This window comes from Lawsonia intracellularis PHE/MN1-00 (genome assembly GCF_000055945.1).
In the GTDB taxonomy this organism is placed as follows: Bacteria; Desulfobacterota; Desulfovibrionia; order Desulfovibrionales; family Desulfovibrionaceae; genus Bilophila; species Bilophila intracellularis.
In genome coordinates, this window is record NC_008011.1 from 811,664 (window position 1) to 830,571 (window position 18,908).

Below are 18,908 nucleotides of genomic sequence, written 5' to 3' on the forward strand. Positions count from 1 at the left end.
TAATATAAAAACAGAGAGAGACTTATAGTTTCCCCAGAGGAGTTGGACCAGGTTTTCCTCCGGATTTTTCAAAACGTATTATAGCTTCTGGCATAATTTTTTCTAATGCCAAAATTCGATTCTCATTCACTGGATGCGTACTTAAAAATTCGGGTATAGACTTTTTATCTAATAAAGAAAAATTTTTCCATAACTGAATAGACTCTTGTGGGTCATAGCCAGCATCTGCCATTAAAAGAATTCCTACATGATCTGCTTCATATTCATGCTCACGACTATATGGTAATAAAATTCCAACAGTTGATGCTGTACCATACACTTGTCTAAATATCTCTGCATAAGATGATTTTCCATATTTATCAATAGTTGCTGCACCAACCTCTCCACCAATTTGCAAAAGGAGAGCCTGACTCATACGTTCTGAACCATGCCTCAAAATAACATGAGTAATTTCATGTCCCATGATAGCAGCTAGTTGTTCTTCTGTTTTGGCAACTTGTAAAATCCCTCTATAAACAAAAACTGAACCACCAGGCACAGCAAAAGCATTAACAGTATCATCATCAATAGTATAAAAACGCCATTCATACTCTGATTTAGGCAAAACTGCAGCAATCCGCTTACCTATTTCATTAACTTTCTTTGAAAATTTTGAATCTTTTTCTATTTTTTCTTTCTCTAAAAGAGAAGATGTTAATTCTGAACCTAAAATCTCTTCGACACAAGTGGGTATAAGGAGAAGCTGGCTTCTTTCTGTATATGGAGTTATTGCACATCCTGTTATTAAAATAGCTGTTATAAAAAAAAGACCTTGTAGTATTATAGAATGAATCATACTCTTTCCCATATGGTATGGTTAAAGATTATTAGCTTGACCTTATTAAAAACTAACATAATGCTATTTGTGGATATAGTAAACTTTTTATTAGACTTTTTTGAGGAACGTTTTTATGGGCAAAAATCTCATTATTGTTGAGTCTCCTGCTAAAGTCAAAACTATCAAAAAATTTCTTGGTTCTGGCTATGTAGTTCAATCAAGCGTTGGACATATCCGTGACCTACCTAAAAAAAATATTGGTGTCGATGAAAGTAAAAACTTTTCTCCTCACTATGAAATAATCCCTGGAAAAGAAAAAATTGTCCAAGGACTTCGTGAAACAGCAGCAAAAGTAGATACTGTTTATCTTGCACCAGATCCAGATCGTGAAGGTGAAGCCATTGCTTGGCATGTTGCAGAACTTATAAAAGATAAAAATAGTAATATACAACGAATTCAATTTAATGAAATTACATCTAAAGCTGTTCAAGAAGCATTAAGTCATCCACAAAAACTTAATAAAAATCTTTTTGACGCTCAACAAGCAAGACGTATTCTTGATCGCCTAGTAGGATATAAGATATCTCCATTATTGTGGAAAAAAGTAAAACAAGGCATATCTGCTGGGAGAGTACAGTCAGTAGCACTAAGGCTTATTGTAGAACGGGATGAAGAACGTTATACTTTTATTCCTGAAGAGTACTGGTTATTCAAAGCAAATCTTGAAGGTTCTAACCCTCCCCCTTTTAAAGTAGAACTTTGGAAAGTTAATAACAAAAAACCTATTATTCCTGATGCAGTAACTGCTGCTGCACTTGAACAACAAATAAAGGATAAACCATTTATTGTTGACTCAATAGAAGAAAAAGAACGTCAACGTTCACCAAAACCTCCTTTTATAACTTCTACACTTCAGCAAGCAGCTAATCAACGTTTAGGTTATACAGCAAAAAGAACTATGAATATTGCTCAACGTCTCTACGAAGGATTAGAGTTAGGGGATAAAGGAACAACCGCTCTTATTACTTATATGCGTACGGACTCTGTTCGAATTGCTAATGAAGCTAAACTTGCTGCAGCAACACTCATAGAACAAAAATTTGGGAAGGAATATTTAGCTAAAGGTGGTAATGGTAGAAACTTCAAAGGAAAAGCTGGAATTCAAGATGCCCATGAAGCTATTAGACCAATTGATGTTACAATCCTTCCTGAAGATGTGAAACCTTATCTTGCACCAGATCAATATCAAATTTATCGTCTTATCTGGTCACGATTTATTGCATCACAAATGTCTGTAGCTCAATTCCATGATACAATAATTACTATAAATTGTGAAAACTCTCAGTGGAGAACAAAAGGAGAACGTCTTCTATTTCCTGGATTTTTAGCTGCGTTTCCCAACACAAAAGAGGAAGAAGATACTAACTTACCCGTGCTACATAAAGGAGAAATACTAAAGCTACATTCCCTTATAAAGGAACAAAAATTCACCCAACCACCACCACAGTTTACCGAAGCATCCTTAGTCCGAGAGTTAGAAGAACTTGGCATAGGTCGCCCATCAACATATGCATCTATTATTTCCACCTTGCAAGATCGAGATTATGTACGTCTTGAAGATAAACACTTTATAGCTACAGATTTAGGCCGTGTTGTTTGTATGTTATTACAGGACTATTTCAAAAATCTTATGGATGTAACATTTACTGCCCATATGGAAGAACTCCTTGATAAAGTAGCTGAGGGGAAACAAGATTGGGTGGAACTACTCCAAAATTTCAGTGAAACTTTTAATCCCACATTAGAAGAAGCCACAAAAGCTATGAGTCAGGTCAAAACTGGTTTAGAAACTGATATTAATTGTCCTGATTGCAAAAAACCTCTTGTCATAAAATTTGGTAAGTCTGGACAGTTCTTAGCATGTTCTGGGTATCCACAATGTAAATTTACCTCTAACTATCTACGAGATGATAAAGGACAAATTCATCTTCAAGAAAAGGTCCAACCTGAACTGCAAAAAATAGGTATTTGCCCAAAATGTAATAAAGATCTTGTACTAAAAAAAGCACGTACAGGAAGTCGTTTTATTGCCTGTTCAGGATATCCTGAATGTAATTATACTGAAGCTTTTTCTACTAATGTGCCTTGTCCTTGTGAAGGCTGTAAAGGAATGTTAGTAGAAAAAAGTTCTAAAAAAGGTAAAGTATTCTATGCCTGTAATACATATCCAACATGTGATTATGCTATATGGAATTGGCCTATACAAAAATCATGTCCAACTTGCAGTTTTCCTATTTTAGTCGAAAAAATTACAAAAGCTAAAGGAAAACATCTTGCTTGCCCAGAAAAAAACTGTCGCTATACTTGTGAACTAGAAGAAAGCGATATAGAAACCTAATGAAACCTACACTGCTATTAAGTGAATATTATTCTATATGGTATTTCTTATTATTACTTCATCTTAAAAATACCTAAATTCAACTGATGGAGTCACCTTATGTCTATTTTTACTATTCCATTAGGGATGTTAGAAACAAATTGTTATATTATACAAAAAGGTAAAAATGCACTTGTTATTGATCCAGGTGGAACTTCTCCTGAGGATCTCTCTATAATAACTACATTTATTACACAAAATAAGTTATCTATCCAGGCTATATTGTGTACACACCTTCACTATGACCATATTTTTAGTACAGCAATGCTTCATAAACAAACAAATGTACCAGTATTTGCATCCACAAAAGATGATTTCTTATTAAAAACTCAGGCAAAAGGAGGAATAGGAAAACTAGCTTGTCCAAAAATAGAAATTTTTCAACATGAAGATTTGACAGAAGGTCTACACACATTTAATACATTTTCATGTGAGGTTATTAATACACCAGGTCACACCCCAGGAGGAGTATGTCTCTATTTTAAAGAAATGAATACTCTTTTTACTGGTGATACATTGTTCTACCACACTGTTGGAAGGACTGATCTCCCTGGTAGCAATACAAATGATTTATTTACATCTTTACATAAAAAAATCTTTGTACTTCCTAAATATACAATTGTATACCCTGGACATGGTCCTAAAACTTCAATAGAAGAAGAATTAACAAATAATCCCTACATCTAACTATTTTATTTTGCTAATTAATATAGATACTACCTATCTACAATTACAATAAGGAAAACTGTTGTGTCTAATAGAATAAAAAAAGTTGTTTTAGCCTACTCTGGAGGACTAGATACATCTGTTATATTAAAATGGCTTATTGCTACTTATAACTGTGAGGTCATTGCTGTAACTGCCGATCTTGGTCAAAATGAAAATTTTCATGACATTGAAGAAAAAGCAATAGTAACAGGTGCTAGCAAAGCATATGTTGTAGATCTTCGGAATGAATTTGCTAAAAATTTTATTTTCCCCATGCTAAGAGCAAGTGCTATCTATGAAGGACGATATCTCCTTGGGACTGCTATTGCTAGACCCTTAATTACAAAACTTCTTATTGATATTGCTAGAGCAGAAGAAGCTGATGCAATTGCCCATGGAGCTACAGGAAAAGGAAACGATCAAGTTCGATTTGAACTTGCAGCCGCAGCACTTGCACCAGATATTCACGTTATTGCTCCGTGGCGTGAATGGGATTTAATATCTCGAACTGCATTAACTACTTTTGCAGAAAAGCATAATATCCCTATATCTACTTCTCATAAACGTTACAGTAAAGATCAAAATATGCTTCACTGTAGCATTGAAGGAAGTGAATTAGAAAACCCTTGGGAAGAACCTCACATTGAATCATATACAATGACAGTCCCTATTGAACATACGCCTGATTCTCCAGAATATATTACAATTGATTTTGAAAAAGGAGACCCTATTGCTATTAATGGTCAACAAATGATCCCTGCTGATATTATGTTTACATTAAATGACATTGCGGGAAGACATGGTATTGGACGAATTGACATGGTAGAAAGTCGCTTTTTAGGGATAAAATCACGTGGTGTATATGAGACTCCTGGAGGGACAATTATCCATATAGCACACCAAGATCTTGAAGGTATTACCCTTGATCACATGACTCTTCTTACTCGTAATCAACTTATTCCTTCATATGCAGATGCTATATATAATGGATTTTGGTTCTCCCCAGAGCGTGAAGCCATACAAGCATTCATGGATAAAGCACAAGAACGTGTGACTGGCACAGTTAAACTAAAACTTTATAAGGGTATGGCTTATCCTATAGGCAGAAAATCTTCTAATAGTCTTTATAGCTCCCAACTTGCAACCTTTGAAGAAGACACTTCATATAATCACAATGATGCAACAGGTTTTATTAAACTTAAAAGCTTACGTATCCGTGGTTATCAAAAAAGTTAATGAAACTCTCATAACCTTATTATAATAATTATAATAAGATAATTATCTCTATTCCTATCGTTAAGTTAGAATTGAAGGGAAAGACATATGCCTAAAAAAAAACTTTGGGGAGGCAGATTCCATGAAAAGACAGCTAGTCCTGTGGAACAATATACCCAGTCTATTTCTTATGATAAAAAGATGTATGCTCAAGATATTGCTGGTTCAAAAGCGCATGCTTCCATGCTAGGCCGTCAAGGTATTCTCACCTCTGAAGAAGTACTACTATTACTCAATGGCTTAGACTCTATTCAAAAAGAAATTGAAACAGATACCTTTCCCTGGAAGATTGAACTAGAAGATGTCCATATGAACATCGAAAGCAGACTTACAGATCTTATTGGGACTGTGGGAGAAAAATTACACACAGGTAGAAGCCGAAATGATCAAGTTGCTCTTGACTTCAGACTCTTTGTTTCTGATAATATTAGTCTCTGGAAAAGACAACTCCTTGAACTCATAGGAATTTTTGTTGCAAAAGCAGAAGAATACAAAGATACTATCCTTCCTGGTTTTACTCATCTTCAACCTGCTCAACCTGTGAGCCTAGCACAACACTTACTTGCTTATGCATGGATGTTTAAACGTGATGTTCAACGTGTATATGAATGTAATCAACGTGTAAGAGTTTCGCCACTAGGTGCAGCAGCGCTTTCAGGTACTACCTACAACATTGACCCCTTCTTTATAGCAAACGAACTCCATATGTATGGTGTATTTGATAATAGCATGGATGCTGTCTCTGATCGTGATTTTGTTATTGAAGCTCTCTTTTGTGCAAGTGTTATTATGATGCACCTTTCTAGATTCTGTGAAGAACTTATTATTTGGTCAAATCCAGCATTTGGTTTTGTCCAACTTCCTGATGCATATGCAACAGGTTCATCCATTATGCCTCAGAAAAAAAATCCTGATGTAGCAGAAATTATGAGAGGAAAAGTTGGAAGAGTCTATGGTGCATTATACAATATGCTTACTATCCTTAAGGCATTGCCTCTAACATATAACCGTGATCTTCAAGAAGATAAAGAGCCTTTCTTTGATACAAATACAACAATACAGTCATCACTTTCCATTATGGCAGATATGCTTGCAGCAATTACATTTAATAAAAACAAAATGGCTAGTGCCCTTTCGGATGGATACCTTAATGCAACAGAATTAGCAGATTACTTAGTAACTAAAGGACTCTCATTTAGAGAAGCTCATCATACAACTGGATCAATTGTTGCATTAGCTGAACAACAAAAAATTCCATTAGAAGAATTATCTCTTCAGGATTTTCAATCAATATGTGATAAAATCGAATCAGATGTTTTTCATGTTCTTGACTACCATGTTTCTATAGAACGAAGAAAAAGTACTGGAGGTACTGGTTATCATTCTATAGAAAAACAAATAGAAAAACTCAAATCTTGGTTGACACAATAGATAGTATCATGAAAAGTATTTTTGACTTATAAAAACTCAACACCCTATAATAACTAAATTACTTTAAAAATAACTTTTAACTACAATTTACAACTATGAGAACATCAAACTCTATTCATGCTGTTGCATTACTTTCAGGTGGACTTGATAGTCTTCTTGCTACAAAGCTTATTATGGAACAAGGGTTAAACGTACGTTGTCTCCATATGATTTCCCCTTTCTTTGGCAAACCAAACAAAGTGCAACACTGGGAATCATTATATAATCTTACAATTGAAACTATAGATATCAGTGAAAAGTATATAGAGATGTTACAGCAACGACCAAGGTATGGTTTTGGGAAAGTACTTAATCCCTGTATAGACTGTAAAATGCTTATGATGAATATAGCATATAATCGTATGCTAGAATTAGGTGCTTCGTTTATTATTTCAGGAGAAGTCATTGGCCAGAGGCCTATGTCCCAACGAAAAGAAGCACTAAACCTTATATCAAACCGTGTAAATATACAAAATATACTTTTACGCCCACTTTGTGCTCAACACTTATCACCAACAGATCCAGAGCACTCTGGACTTGTAGATCGCACAAAATTACTTGCTTTTTTTGGTAGAGGTAGAAAAGAACAACTACAGTTAGCTAATTCTATGGGTATACAAGAAATACCTACACCTGCTGGTGGCTGTAAACTTGCTGAGAAAGAAAATGCCAGACGCTATTGGTTAGTACTTACTAAGTTAAAGAACCCAACAGTTCAAGACTTCAACCTTGCCAATGTTGGAAGGCAGTATTGGTATAATAATTATTGGCTTATTATTGGTAGAAACAAAGAAGATAATCAAAAACTTGAAGTTTTAGCTTCCCAAAATGATACTCTTATAACTCTTAAAGACATTCCTGGACCAACTGGACTAGCAAGAAATACAACCTTATGGGATTCAAAAATCCTTTATGAAGCTGCAAGTCTTGTTGCATCCTACTCCCAAGTAGCTATAAAAAAAGAAATGCCTATAGAACTACAACTAACATCTCAAACTGAAAGTATATGTCTAACCGTAATCCCATCACGAACAGGACTATTCACAAAAGAATGTTTTCAATTTGAAGATGTTAAACAAGCTATAAAAAATGAATTTCATCCATCAATAGCAACTGCAGTATCTTAATGAAAAATCTTATTGTTTCTTATCTCATTAACTACAACAATATTCTTAACTCATATTGAAATAATTACATAATATCAGATGGATAATCTAACTTAAGTTAGACCACTAATTTAATCTTTAAAAGTCAATAATAATAATAATAATAATAATAAGGGGAAATAAGAGATAATTTAAGATGATTCTTTATCTTACCTAATAAAACTATGATTAACTACTAAAAATAACTAAATAATTATCTTAAATAACCCTTTTAAAAATTATAACAATAGATAACATAATAACAAACCATATAGGATAAGACAATTAACCAAAAACTTATGCACTGCTAAGAATTAATGTAATTATACATTCAATCAAAAATTATAAAAAATAAACTATTATTACTTTAAAAATTAAGTCTTATTAGTGATTGTAAATGAAGTATAGTATCACGCCAACATGTATAAGTTTTATTGGGATATCAGACTTTAAAAAAGATTTTATTGGGAAATTATTTGCTCAATATATTAATTGGGCCTACTTAAATACAAATCACATTATAGAAGCATATTATGGGATGGCAATTAAAGACATTATTTATAATAATAAAAATGAATCATTTCTTACTATAGAAAGTAACATTATCTCTTCCCTCAATATAAAACGAACCATTATTTTTACAGGAAATACTTGTAGTTATAAAATGGAAACTATGCAGTATCTACAACACATTGGCCCTGTTGTATATATCTATACTCCATTTTTAAAAATTCTTCCATATCTTAACCAACTTAAAAGAAAAGATATGTTAATAAGTCCATCTATCACTACTAATAACTTTGAAGCATTTTTTTATGAAAGGGACACACTATATAGTTACTGGTCAACACACATAATAAATGACAATCAGCCTATTCAAAAAATTATAAACATCCTTCTTAACTTATTCTATAATTCACAAGTAAAAACTAACTAACTTGCTTTAGACTCTTCACTTACAAAACCTTTAGAAGGTATTTCTATTAATTTTGTTCCAGCAATTTTTGAAAGATATGTATCTCCAAGAGTTTTAATATGACCATCTGTATTTGAAAAGTAATTTAAATGTGACTGTTCTTCTTCAAGAATATTTTCAAAAAGCTTTGCACTAATAGAATCACCATTTTCTCTACAGATATTAAGAAGCCTATTGTACTCATCAATTGTTTTTGTCTCAAGATCTGTATCATAAGAAAAAACTATTCTAACTTTTTGCCCCTTAGTTACCTTCTCAGCAAGATCAGATGTTGGTTCACCATCAAGTTCTTTTATACGCTCTGCAAACATTTCTGCATGCCTCATTTCGTCAATTGCAATTAATTTAACATTTGAGGCAAACTGGCCATAATCAGAATTATCAAGATTATAATGCTGATTCATATATTGACTAATAGCATGTAACTCCATACTTCTTGCATAATTTAATGCATCAATTACCTTTGAAATACGTTGTTCTTTAATTGTTTTCTTTGCCATTCCGTTTACTCCATAGTATATTTAGTATAACAGGCTAAAAATGATACAGATACAATAAAAAGTTATTTTAAATAATCTACAAATTAAATTAAAGATTACTATCATCCATCTATTATATATAACGTATTTAATCACAACAATCTTAAATTAAATACAGTTATATTAAAATGGAGGATGTTTACTCTTTCTATATGTATTATTTTGAAAAAATAACAAACACGAATATAAACGTCAACTTTTATGATAGACTACCCTTTTCAAATATCTTATTATAATATATAATCTAATTTATCGTAATGAATATCAACATAACCTCACACAATAGATAAATTCTAACACAATTGTTATTATATATTGTAACCAGCTAATTAATGATTATTATAATAAATATATGCATATTTTCTAGTTAACCAAAATAAATGCGTTTTAAGGATTTTTTCAATGTGTGGAATTATTGCCTATGCTGGCCATAGACCTGCTATCCCTGTTATTATTGAAGGACTTCGCCATCTAGAGTATCGTGGGTATGACTCTGCTGGGATAGGCTTTATCCAAGGGGAAACGCTCTATCATGTTAAAGCAAAAGGTAAGCTTAATGCTTTAGAAAAAAAACTCTCTACCTATTCACCAATGCTTTCTACAGTTGGTATTGGCCATACACGATGGGCTACACATGGATCTCCCTCTGAGTGTAATGCACACCCTCATGTAAATGAAGAATGTGGTATTGCCATTGTTCATAATGGAATTATAGAAAACTTTCATGAGTTAAAACATACCCTTTCTGAAAAACAGTACCAGTTTAAATCAGAAACAGATACAGAAGTTCTTACTCATCTTATCGCAGAAGGATGTAAACAATATTCTTCTTTAATCGAAAGTTTTGCATGGGCATTACGCCAAGCAAAAGGGACATATGCTGTTGCCCTTATTAGTGAGAATAATCCTTCTATGGTACTTGCTGCACGTATGTCTGCTCCTCTTATTCTCGGCGTCGGTACTGGAGAATATTTTATTGCTTCAGATATTCCTTCATTCCTAAATTATACACGTGAAGTTGTATTCTTAGAAGATAATGAAATTATATCTATTACAGATAACTCATGGCAAGTTAATGATTTATTTACATTAAATCCTGTAAAAAAATCTATTCAGACTATCTCTTGGGATAAACATTCAGCACAAAAGAATGGTTATAAGCATTTCATGCTTAAAGAAATTTTTGAGCAACCACAAGTTATTGAAGAATGTCTTTCTGAAAGAATTAATCAAGAAACGGATCATATCTACTTCCCAGAATTAGATAATTTACCTATCCCAACACGTATAATTGTTGTAGCATGTGGATCTTCCTATCATGCTGGAATATGGGGAAGAAATATATTGGAACGTTGGGCAAAAATCCCAACGCTACCTGAAATTGCTTCTGAATTCCGATATCAAGAGCTTATTACTAGCCCTGGAGAACTAATAATAGTTATTAGTCAATCTGGAGAAACAGCAGATACATTAGCTGCACTTAAACTTGCTAAAGAAAAAGGATGTAAAGTTATTGCATTATGCAATGTTATAGGTTCAACAATTGCTCGTGAAGCAGATGCTACTATTTATACCCAAGCAGGACCAGAGTTAAGTGTAGCATCTACAAAAGCTGTCTGTAGTCAAATGATTCTTTTAGCTCTTCTTGCATTGTATTATAGTCAACGAAAAAAAACCTTAGATATTCAGTTACAACAAAATATTTTATCTGACTTAAAACAACTACCACAAATTTTACAACAATCACTTCCTACTATACAGGATAAAGCTAACGAACTTGCAAAATGCTACTCAACGTCTTCAAGCTTCTTTTTCCTTGGTCGAGGAGAAGCATACCCTTTAGCTCTAGAAGGAGCATTAAAACTAAAGGAACTCTCATATATTCATGCTGAAGGTTATGCCTCTGGAGAAATGAAACATGGCCCAATTGCTCTTATTGATAAAAATTTCCCAACAGTTGTAATTGCACTATACAATAATCTATTTTCTAAATCTCAATCGAATATTGCAGAAATACAAGCTCGAAATGGACCAGTTATTATACTCACGAATGCACCTCTTCATTCTAACACATATAATGAAAATCACTTATGGACTATACCAAACGCAGGTTTTTTTACAAACTTTGTAACCCTTTCAGCATTACAACTTTTTAGTTATGAAATGGCTGGATACCTTGGGAAAGATGTAGACCAACCTAGAAATCTAGCTAAAAGTGTTACTGTAGAATAACTAATCTTTTTTACTTATCTCCTTACTTTTCTTTTATAACTTAGTAATATATTTATTATATACTACTAACTTATAAACATAATAAACTATCTTATGTTACAGGATACCTAATTCCAATTATAATCTATAACTAAATCTTGCTATTATATAACATATCTAGCAACAATTACTATATATATATATATGTCTTATTGTACTAATTTTTATATCATATTTTCCTTATTAAAGTTAAAAAGGATATCAATAACACATATTATCTACTTTTTTTATACAATAGTACATCTATTTCTTTTTATACATCCTTCCTATGCAATAATTGATCTAGGTACACTTGGAGGAACAAACTCACAAGCGTGTGCTATTTCTCCTGATGGGCTTACTGTTGTTGGATTCTCAAATACCTACCTAGGCACTAAGCATGCATTTAAATACAAACTAGGCAGAATGTTTGATCTTGGTACACTTGGAGGAAAAAATTCAACTGCCATTGCAAGTTGTGAGTTTGGTAGCATTATAATTGGTAATTCAGATATACCAGGGAATAATCATAACCATGCATTTGTATATACAGATCATCATGGATTATATGATCTTGGTACACTTGGAGGAAAAGACTCAACCGCAAAAGCTATCTCACATGATGGGAAAGTTATTATAGGTTCTTCAATGACAGAAAATGGTGACGTTCAAGCTTTCATCCAAAAAATGACAACATTCTTTGTAAATGATCAAATATTTTTCACTCCTCAAGGCAATCTAATTAACTTAGGAACTCTAGGTGGACCATTCTCATATGCAACCGATCTTTCTTATGATGGAAGAGTTATTGTTGGCAGTTCAAGTACTCCACTTGGTGAAGTTCATGCATTTAAGCATACGCCTCTATTGGGAATGTTCGATCTAGGAACTCTAGGCGGAACATTCTCAATAGCAGAGTCTGTATCTCTTGATGGAGATACTATTGTTGGTTCTTCAACTACAAATCAAGGAACAACCCATGCATTTAAGTATACACCTCTATTAGGAATGTATGACCTAGGAACATTAGGTGGTACTTACTCAAAAGCTATAAAAGTATCTGGATTAGGAAACGTAGTAATAGGAGAATCATCAATTTGTAATGGGAATATACATGCGTTTAAGTATAGTGACTCAACAGGAATGGTTAATTTAGGGACCTTAGGAGGAAATCAGTCTCAAGCCATAGGACTTTCATATTATGGGACTATAGTAGTTGGAAATGCACATACTTTTCAAAATAAAATGCATGGATTTATACATACAGATCAAACAGGAATACTTGATATTGGAACATTAGGTGGAGAGGAGTCTTTTATTACAGGGATATCATTAGATGGACAAATAATTTGTGGGTATAGTAATACTTCTAATGGAGCTATTCATGCTTTTATCCATCGTACTAATATAGCTGATATTCCCCCAAGACCACAATCTGTAATAAGATTACAACAACCTCTTTCATCTCCTGATTATACTCCACCTGACTCTTTCAGCATCATTACTAGTAATCCTTCCACTCCTACCTCAGAAACAAGCTCTCTTAGTAACCATACTTCTCCTCCTTCCTCTCCCTCAACTTCAACCCCTCTTACTTCTTATTGTCACCACTTCCCTTCATCTTTTTATAAACTTACAAATATCACCCCTCTATCTAGTAATGATACCTCTATGGTCATGGCTTCTCCTCCTGCCTCTCCTTCAACTTCAACCCCTCTTACTTCTTATTGTCGCCACTTCCCTTCATCTTTTTATAAACTTACAAATATCACCCCTCTATCTAGTAATGATACCTCTACTGTTATAACCTCTCCTCCTGTTCATTCTTCCAATAAATCTTATCTATCAACGCCTAATAGTGATAACAGCTTAAAAAATAATGATTGTCTTTCTCCACAATCTAGCGCTAATAGCTCACCAATTTGTGGACCTGATTCAATATTACAAAGGTTACAAGCAGTAGCAACAAAGCTGGAAATATTTCAACAACAGCAACAAACCTCTTCTAGCAGTAATCCTGACCAAATAGATGGGACCTTACAACATAGCTCTTACGTTTCCTCCCCTCAACAACCTTCAAGAAATTCTGCTACCTATCATTCTTCTAACACTGAATCTCCTGATACTTCTGGGAACTTTACACCTCCAGAAGAAGAAGAAGAAGAGCAACAACAAATTATTCAGAGATTAGGAGCAACAAATCCTCAATTAAACCAAGCTAACTCTCAAGTAAGTACACAAACAACATCTTCATCACAACAAGTAACTCCTGAAACTGAAGTTTATATTCACCACCTATTTAACCCAAGAAAACTTGTTGATGTACATAATACATCACTAGCGTTAGAACTTGATGCAGCACAGTTATCAAATATTCTTGCAAACAATTATGAAGAAATTAACCAAGCACTCAACTCTGATTGTAATACATTTGGTCCATATGGATTTTGTTTAAATGTTGGGAACCGTTATTTATCGACTAAAGACTCAAAAGTATCTCAATCTATAGGTATGGTTAATGTTGCTTTCAAATTTACTCCTTATTTAAGAATTGGACTTGCTTTGGACAAAGCTCTAACAAAATACAATAATCAATATAAAATTAAATGTTCAGAACCGCTTACAACATTATATTGTGTCTATGAGCAATCAACACAGTCTACAGGAATTAAGTTTAAAATAACTGGAACCCAAAGAATATCTGATGTAAAGATTGCTCGAATACTACTACCATATACAGAAGAAGGTAAAGGACATACAAAAATGAAAAGTTTTGGATTTGAGGCACAAGCTGGTTATGGGTTTATGTTATCTTCTAATTGGTCTCTCCAGCCAATTGTTGGTGTACAGCATATAAATATTACTCGAAAAAAGTATCAAGAGTTTCCTCAAGTTCAATTCCCAATTACCTATAACCAAGCAGGAATTCAAATAACAAATGTAGAAACGGCTGCTCTTCTAGAAGGAAAAGTAACTAACTGGTTCACCATAGATTTTACAGGAAGTATAAAACACATTATACATCAAAATAATAAAAGTTATACTGGGACTATACCATATCTAGGAGAGTTCAAGTTACCTTTCAACACAAAAAAAAAAAATACTATGCTGTTAGAGTTGGTACAACATTTTTACTTGATTCTAAACAAACTTTACGTTTACAAATAGAATATAATCAATCTTTTTTTCATAAAAAAAATAACCTTTGTGTAACCCTTCAATATTGTGTTGGATTTTAAACACTAAAATAGAAAGCAGTACCTATTTATTAATTATTAGTTGTATCTTTATTTCTTATATAATATTAATAGATATATCTTTATGATAGTTATATAATTAAATTAATTTATTTAGTACTATTATATGCTAAGATGTGAGCTTAGCTTTATATTACACATGGTTAACTCACTATCTATCTATTAAGTTGTAACTTCTTTTCTTTCAGTTACATATTGTTCAAACTAATAACTAGTAAAAAATGCACTCATACCTATTAGCTGTACCTATGACAATTCTATTATACTAGCAGCATGTTCTCCACCACCAATAAGCATAATAATTACGGCAACTGAACTACAAATAGCCCCCTATGCCAAAAGTTCCCCATGAGAAAGATTTCCTAATAAGATCATAACCAAAGGAGCAACAATTAAAGGAGCATAAAATTGATAAGAAAATAAAAGAATATCCATTACATTTTGGATACTCATAGAATAATTACAGAACTAATTCCTATTAATAATGAAAGGAGTCTGGCAACAAAGGTTTCTCTTTAAGGATGTTCAGTTAACTTAGGAGCAAAGATAGGCTCAGCTACATCATGAATCAAACATATAACAGTAGCATTAAGAAAAGCATCTACGGATGACATTACAATTGAAATAACAGCTGCAATAGCTCTAACCCTCTTAGCCCTATTAGGAAGAATAACTTTCAAAATTCGTTAGCATCCTTTGTTAGGTTAACAGCCGGAGATAAAAGATCAATCTCACCTGTAACTAAAAAAATGGAATCGAAAGCAAGATAGTAAAAAATACCCCCTTAGACATTATTGATGCATTACGTCCAAAATTCTTTGGATATATGGAGGTAATAAAGATTCTCCCACTAAAAAAGATAAAAATAATCCAATAAATAATATTGATGTTAATTCATTATTAAAAATCTGTGTATGTTCTAAGGAAATTTTTGTTAAAAAAGCTTCAATTCCACCTAATTCTTGAAGCCCAATCCATAAAAAAGAGGAATTATAATTACTAATACAGTAAATTGAACAAGATCTGTTAATACAACTGAATGCATACTACCAAATATAGTATAACTAATTATAATACCACAACCCAATAAAATACCTTGTGTTGATGTTAAACTTGTATATGTACTAAACAATACACCCATAGCTCCAACTTGAGTGGCTAAAATACCTGTACATAATACACATCCTAAAATTTCTGCAATAATACGACCTTTTTTACCTAAATTAATTCCCATAATATCTCCAACTGGTATACCATGTCGAAAGTTATCCATTTTTAGGAGCTAATTTCATAAAAATAAAAAAGAGTGCTATAGAGAATCCCCATAATGTTATTGCAAAACCTATCCCACCACTAAATGCTTTAGCAGCATTACCACTTGAATAGCCGCCACAAATAAAAAATATAGATAATGTAACAAATAAAACTAAAGAAAGGTAAGAACGTCCTGCTATTACATACTCATTAAGATTTTAACATTACGACTAGCTATCATACCAACTAAAAATACAATAAGAAGATAATGTTCTATAATTAGTATATCTATTGAAGTAATGTATTCCATAAATTTATACTTTTCTTAAATATTAGAACTTTCTTTATATTAATTATATAAAATGTTTAATTGAATTAATTTATATAAAACTAGTAATAATAACTAAACATTATAAATAAGATATTCTATCTTTAGAATAAAATATTAATAGTTAATTTGTTACAAATAAAAGATAAAAAATAAGTATAATATACTATTTACTCTATAGTTATACTATTTGACATAGAAAATCATTTTTCTTAGAGAGAGTCCTCAGTTTATACAAAGACAAACTTATTTAATTTTTTTTTACTCCTAATAATTTTTATAAAAAATAAAAATTACTGATATTGACTTCTTACTATGATATCTTATTTTATGATATCTTATTTATTATTTTAAATAATACCAAAATACACTAAACTAGAAGGTTAGATTAATAAAAACAATAGTATAAGCTATAATATCCACTATATATAGGAAATGTTTCATGAGTTCTCAGTACTTCCAACAAATTATGGAAGATTTTTTTAAAGAACTTGGGATTGAATCTTATAAACAACCTGAATTAACTTATGTCTTAACAGCCCAAGACTTTGGGGAAATTATTATTGCTGAACAACCTACACAATGGGTTACACTACTAGCTCAAATAGGAGAAAAACCTTTTGATTCTAGTATATTATGGTATCAAGATATACTTATTGAAAATTCCCTTTTAGATAAAGCTACTCCTAAGCCCAGTCTTGGACTTATAGGGAAAACACTTATACAAAATGCACAACTCCCCTTAGAATACCTCACATTACAACTACTAAAACAATGGATTGAATTCTTTCTTAAAATTGCTGTTGAAAATCAAAAAAGATTTATCGTAAATTGGAAAGAAAATGTATAAAACTACTTACTATATTTAGTAGATTATATACTTTTACTTAGAGAGTATTAATCTTATTGTTGCTTACAATGCTAACACATTGTGAGTTGTTTGTTTTCCTATACCAATATCTATTTATCACTCTTTATTTCTAATTTTTAAATATCAAAATATATGTATTAATTATTGGGGTTGCATTCAAAATCTACTAATTATAGCTTACCAGATTAATGATACATATGATTTTCCTCATATAAAAAATTATTATTCAACTAACCTAATAGATCAACTCCTTATGTTTATTCTTATTTAACTATAAATAAAGGTAGTGATTATGTATCCTATAACTAGTCCACATAATACTTCTCAAGTCACATACAATATTCCTAACTGGACAATAAATAATGAAGAAACAAAATTAGCTAGGCTTCAAAATGCATTGGAACAAAAATATCATATAGGATTATCTTTAATGAAAACCTGTTTCTCCAGAACGCCTAGTTTAATTGTTGGTAGTATTGTTGGGGCAGGGGTAGGTTCTTTATCTTTACCACTTTCCTTACCTTCAGCTACTATTGCAGGTGGTATTACAACAGTTGGTATACATGCATATAATACTTTAAAAGAAAATAATAATAGTAGTAAACAAATAATAAATCTTATTACTAGTTCAATAGTATATGACATAGTTCATAATAACAATAAACTTCAAAAAGTATGCTTAGAACCTTTTTCTCAAATAAAAGGTGATTTTTACAGAACATTATGCCGTTTCTCCATTGATGAAACAGAACAAGCAAGCAATGGTATTTGTCATGGCCTTAGTTTTCTTTGGATTCGAGAAATGATCATTAATGCAAATGATCCAAGTTCTATGAAAGAAAGCCTCCAGCAATTGAAAACAATAAATAGTTTTCCTCCTAATGAACCTAACAGCATTACTATACATAGAGAACTATATACTAATGATGGGTTTGGTTACTTTAAATTACTACCTGAATGTGAAGCTTGTACACCAAAATTTCACTTTTGTAGAGAAAAAGAAACCTATGGCACAATAGCTAGTGAAGATAGACCTGAGAAAAATCCTATTACTTTTGGGAAGACATTAATCAAGTCCCTATTAGAAAGTGAGCTTAGTTTCAACCAAAAATATGCAACCATTACACTAAGTTTATCTTGCTCAAATTGGCTAGAAAAACATAGTTGTGCTGTCTCTATTGAAACACCACCTTTAAAAAATGAAGAGAGAGAAGATATTGATAACAGTAGCCAACCAGTTATAATTAATTATTTTGATCCTAATTATGGTCAGTTTCAACTTAAAACATCAATTTCAGAAGCTCCTCAAACTTTTTCTGAATTCTTTCAATATTTCAATAGTATTGCCTATCCTTTTGTAAATAAAAATTACTCTTGTGAAATAATATTCAAACCACATAAAAATGCTAAAAATAGAATACCTCAAAATGCATTAAGATTAACATTGTGATAATAAATGAGTAATTAAAAAATTAACTACAATAATTAAAAATAGTAAAAATAATTATATATAATATATGCTGACTACATTGTTTAATTATTAATAATTATATCCTCATTATAGTACTAAGCAATAAATAA

The 18,908-nt window shown here is 31.9% G+C and carries 15 protein-coding genes; 10 read left to right on the forward strand and 5 right to left on the reverse strand.

Annotated elements, in window-relative coordinates:
* Nucleotides 1–22: 22 nt before the first annotated feature.
* Entirely contained in the window at nucleotides 23–835 is an 813-nt protein-coding gene (locus tag LI_RS03580; protein WP_011526736.1) for a M48 family metallopeptidase, read from the reverse strand.
* Between the two features lie 115 nt (nucleotides 836–950).
* Here LI_RS03580 and topA point away from each other — a divergent pair, with 115 nt between their 5' ends.
* The 6 genes from topA to LI_RS03610 all read left to right on the forward strand — a co-directional run bounded on the left by topA (nucleotide 951) and on the right by LI_RS03610 (nucleotide 8,789).
* Entirely contained in the window at nucleotides 951–3,215 is a 2,265-nt protein-coding gene (gene topA, locus LI_RS03585; protein WP_011526737.1) for a type I DNA topoisomerase, read from the forward strand.
* A gap of 99 nt (nucleotides 3,216–3,314) precedes the next feature.
* Nucleotides 3,315–3,941 (forward strand): MBL fold metallo-hydrolase, encoded by a 627-nt coding sequence (locus tag LI_RS03590; RefSeq protein ID WP_011526738.1) that lies wholly within the window; start codon nucleotides 3,315–3,317, stop codon nucleotides 3,939–3,941.
* A gap of 63 nt (nucleotides 3,942–4,004) precedes the next feature.
* A complete protein-coding gene (locus LI_RS03595; RefSeq protein WP_011526739.1) occupies nucleotides 4,005–5,198 on the forward strand; it encodes an argininosuccinate synthase in 1,194 nt (397 codons plus the stop codon).
* Between the two features lie 87 nt (nucleotides 5,199–5,285).
* Complete coding sequence (argH, locus tag LI_RS03600; RefSeq protein ID WP_011526740.1) at nucleotides 5,286–6,668, forward strand: argininosuccinate lyase; 1,383 nt, start codon at nucleotides 5,286–5,288, stop codon at nucleotides 6,666–6,668.
* A gap of 95 nt (nucleotides 6,669–6,763) precedes the next feature.
* Complete coding sequence (locus LI_RS03605) at nucleotides 6,764–7,834, forward strand: DUF814 domain-containing protein (protein ID WP_015353760.1); 1,071 nt, start codon at nucleotides 6,764–6,766, stop codon at nucleotides 7,832–7,834.
* Between the two features lie 415 nt (nucleotides 7,835–8,249).
* On the forward strand, nucleotides 8,250–8,789 hold the full coding sequence (locus LI_RS03610; RefSeq protein WP_011526742.1) for a shikimate kinase: 540 nt from the start codon (nucleotides 8,250–8,252) through the stop codon (nucleotides 8,787–8,789).
* Here the strand turns inward: LI_RS03610 and LI_RS03615 are convergent.
* Nucleotides 8,786–9,328 carry a ferritin-like domain-containing protein gene (locus tag LI_RS03615; RefSeq protein ID WP_011526743.1) on the reverse strand — a complete coding sequence of 181 codons (543 nt, stop codon included), beginning with the start codon at nucleotides 9,326–9,328 and terminating at the stop codon, nucleotides 8,786–8,788. The genes LI_RS03610 and LI_RS03615 overlap by 4 nt on opposite strands.
* Before the next feature lie 441 nt (nucleotides 9,329–9,769).
* Here LI_RS03615 and glmS point away from each other — a divergent pair, with 441 nt between their 5' ends.
* Both glmS and LI_RS03625 read left to right on the forward strand, forming a co-directional pair.
* Nucleotides 9,770–11,599, forward strand: a complete 1,830-nt coding sequence (gene glmS, locus LI_RS03620; protein ID WP_011526744.1) for a glutamine--fructose-6-phosphate transaminase (isomerizing) — start codon at nucleotides 9,770–9,772, stop codon at nucleotides 11,597–11,599.
* 183 nt (nucleotides 11,600–11,782) lie between these two features.
* Nucleotides 11,783–14,785, forward strand: coding sequence for an autotransporter domain-containing protein (locus LI_RS03625; RefSeq protein WP_011526745.1), 3,003 nt, complete (start codon nucleotides 11,783–11,785; stop codon nucleotides 14,783–14,785).
* A gap of 419 nt (nucleotides 14,786–15,204) precedes the next feature.
* Here the strand turns inward: LI_RS03625 and LI_RS07685 are convergent, their stop codons facing one another.
* The 3 genes from LI_RS07685 to LI_RS07350 form a co-directional block, all read right to left on the reverse strand.
* On the reverse strand, nucleotides 15,205–15,327 hold the full coding sequence (locus LI_RS07685) for a hypothetical protein (RefSeq protein ID WP_257616133.1): 123 nt from the start codon (nucleotides 15,325–15,327) through the stop codon (nucleotides 15,205–15,207).
* A gap of 62 nt (nucleotides 15,328–15,389) precedes the next feature.
* Nucleotides 15,390–15,554, reverse strand: a complete 165-nt coding sequence (locus LI_RS07520; protein WP_155800198.1) for a hypothetical protein — start codon at nucleotides 15,552–15,554, stop codon at nucleotides 15,390–15,392.
* Between the two features lie 275 nt (nucleotides 15,555–15,829).
* Complete coding sequence (locus tag LI_RS07350) at nucleotides 15,830–16,147, reverse strand: sodium:solute symporter family transporter (protein ID WP_113622400.1); 318 nt, start codon at nucleotides 16,145–16,147, stop codon at nucleotides 15,830–15,832.
* Nucleotides 16,148–16,898: 751 nt separating this feature from the next.
* Between LI_RS07350 and LI_RS03635 the strand changes: the two genes are divergently transcribed.
* Nucleotides 16,899–17,306 (forward strand): CesT family type III secretion system chaperone, encoded by a 408-nt coding sequence (locus LI_RS03635; protein ID WP_011526746.1) that lies wholly within the window; start codon nucleotides 16,899–16,901, stop codon nucleotides 17,304–17,306.
* A gap of 313 nt (nucleotides 17,307–17,619) precedes the next feature.
* The gene (locus LI_RS03640; RefSeq protein ID WP_011526747.1) at nucleotides 17,620–18,777 is read left to right on the forward strand and encodes a hypothetical protein; all 1,158 of its coding nucleotides are present in this window, start codon (nucleotides 17,620–17,622) and stop codon (nucleotides 18,775–18,777) included.
* Nucleotides 18,778–18,908 lie beyond the last annotated feature (131 nt).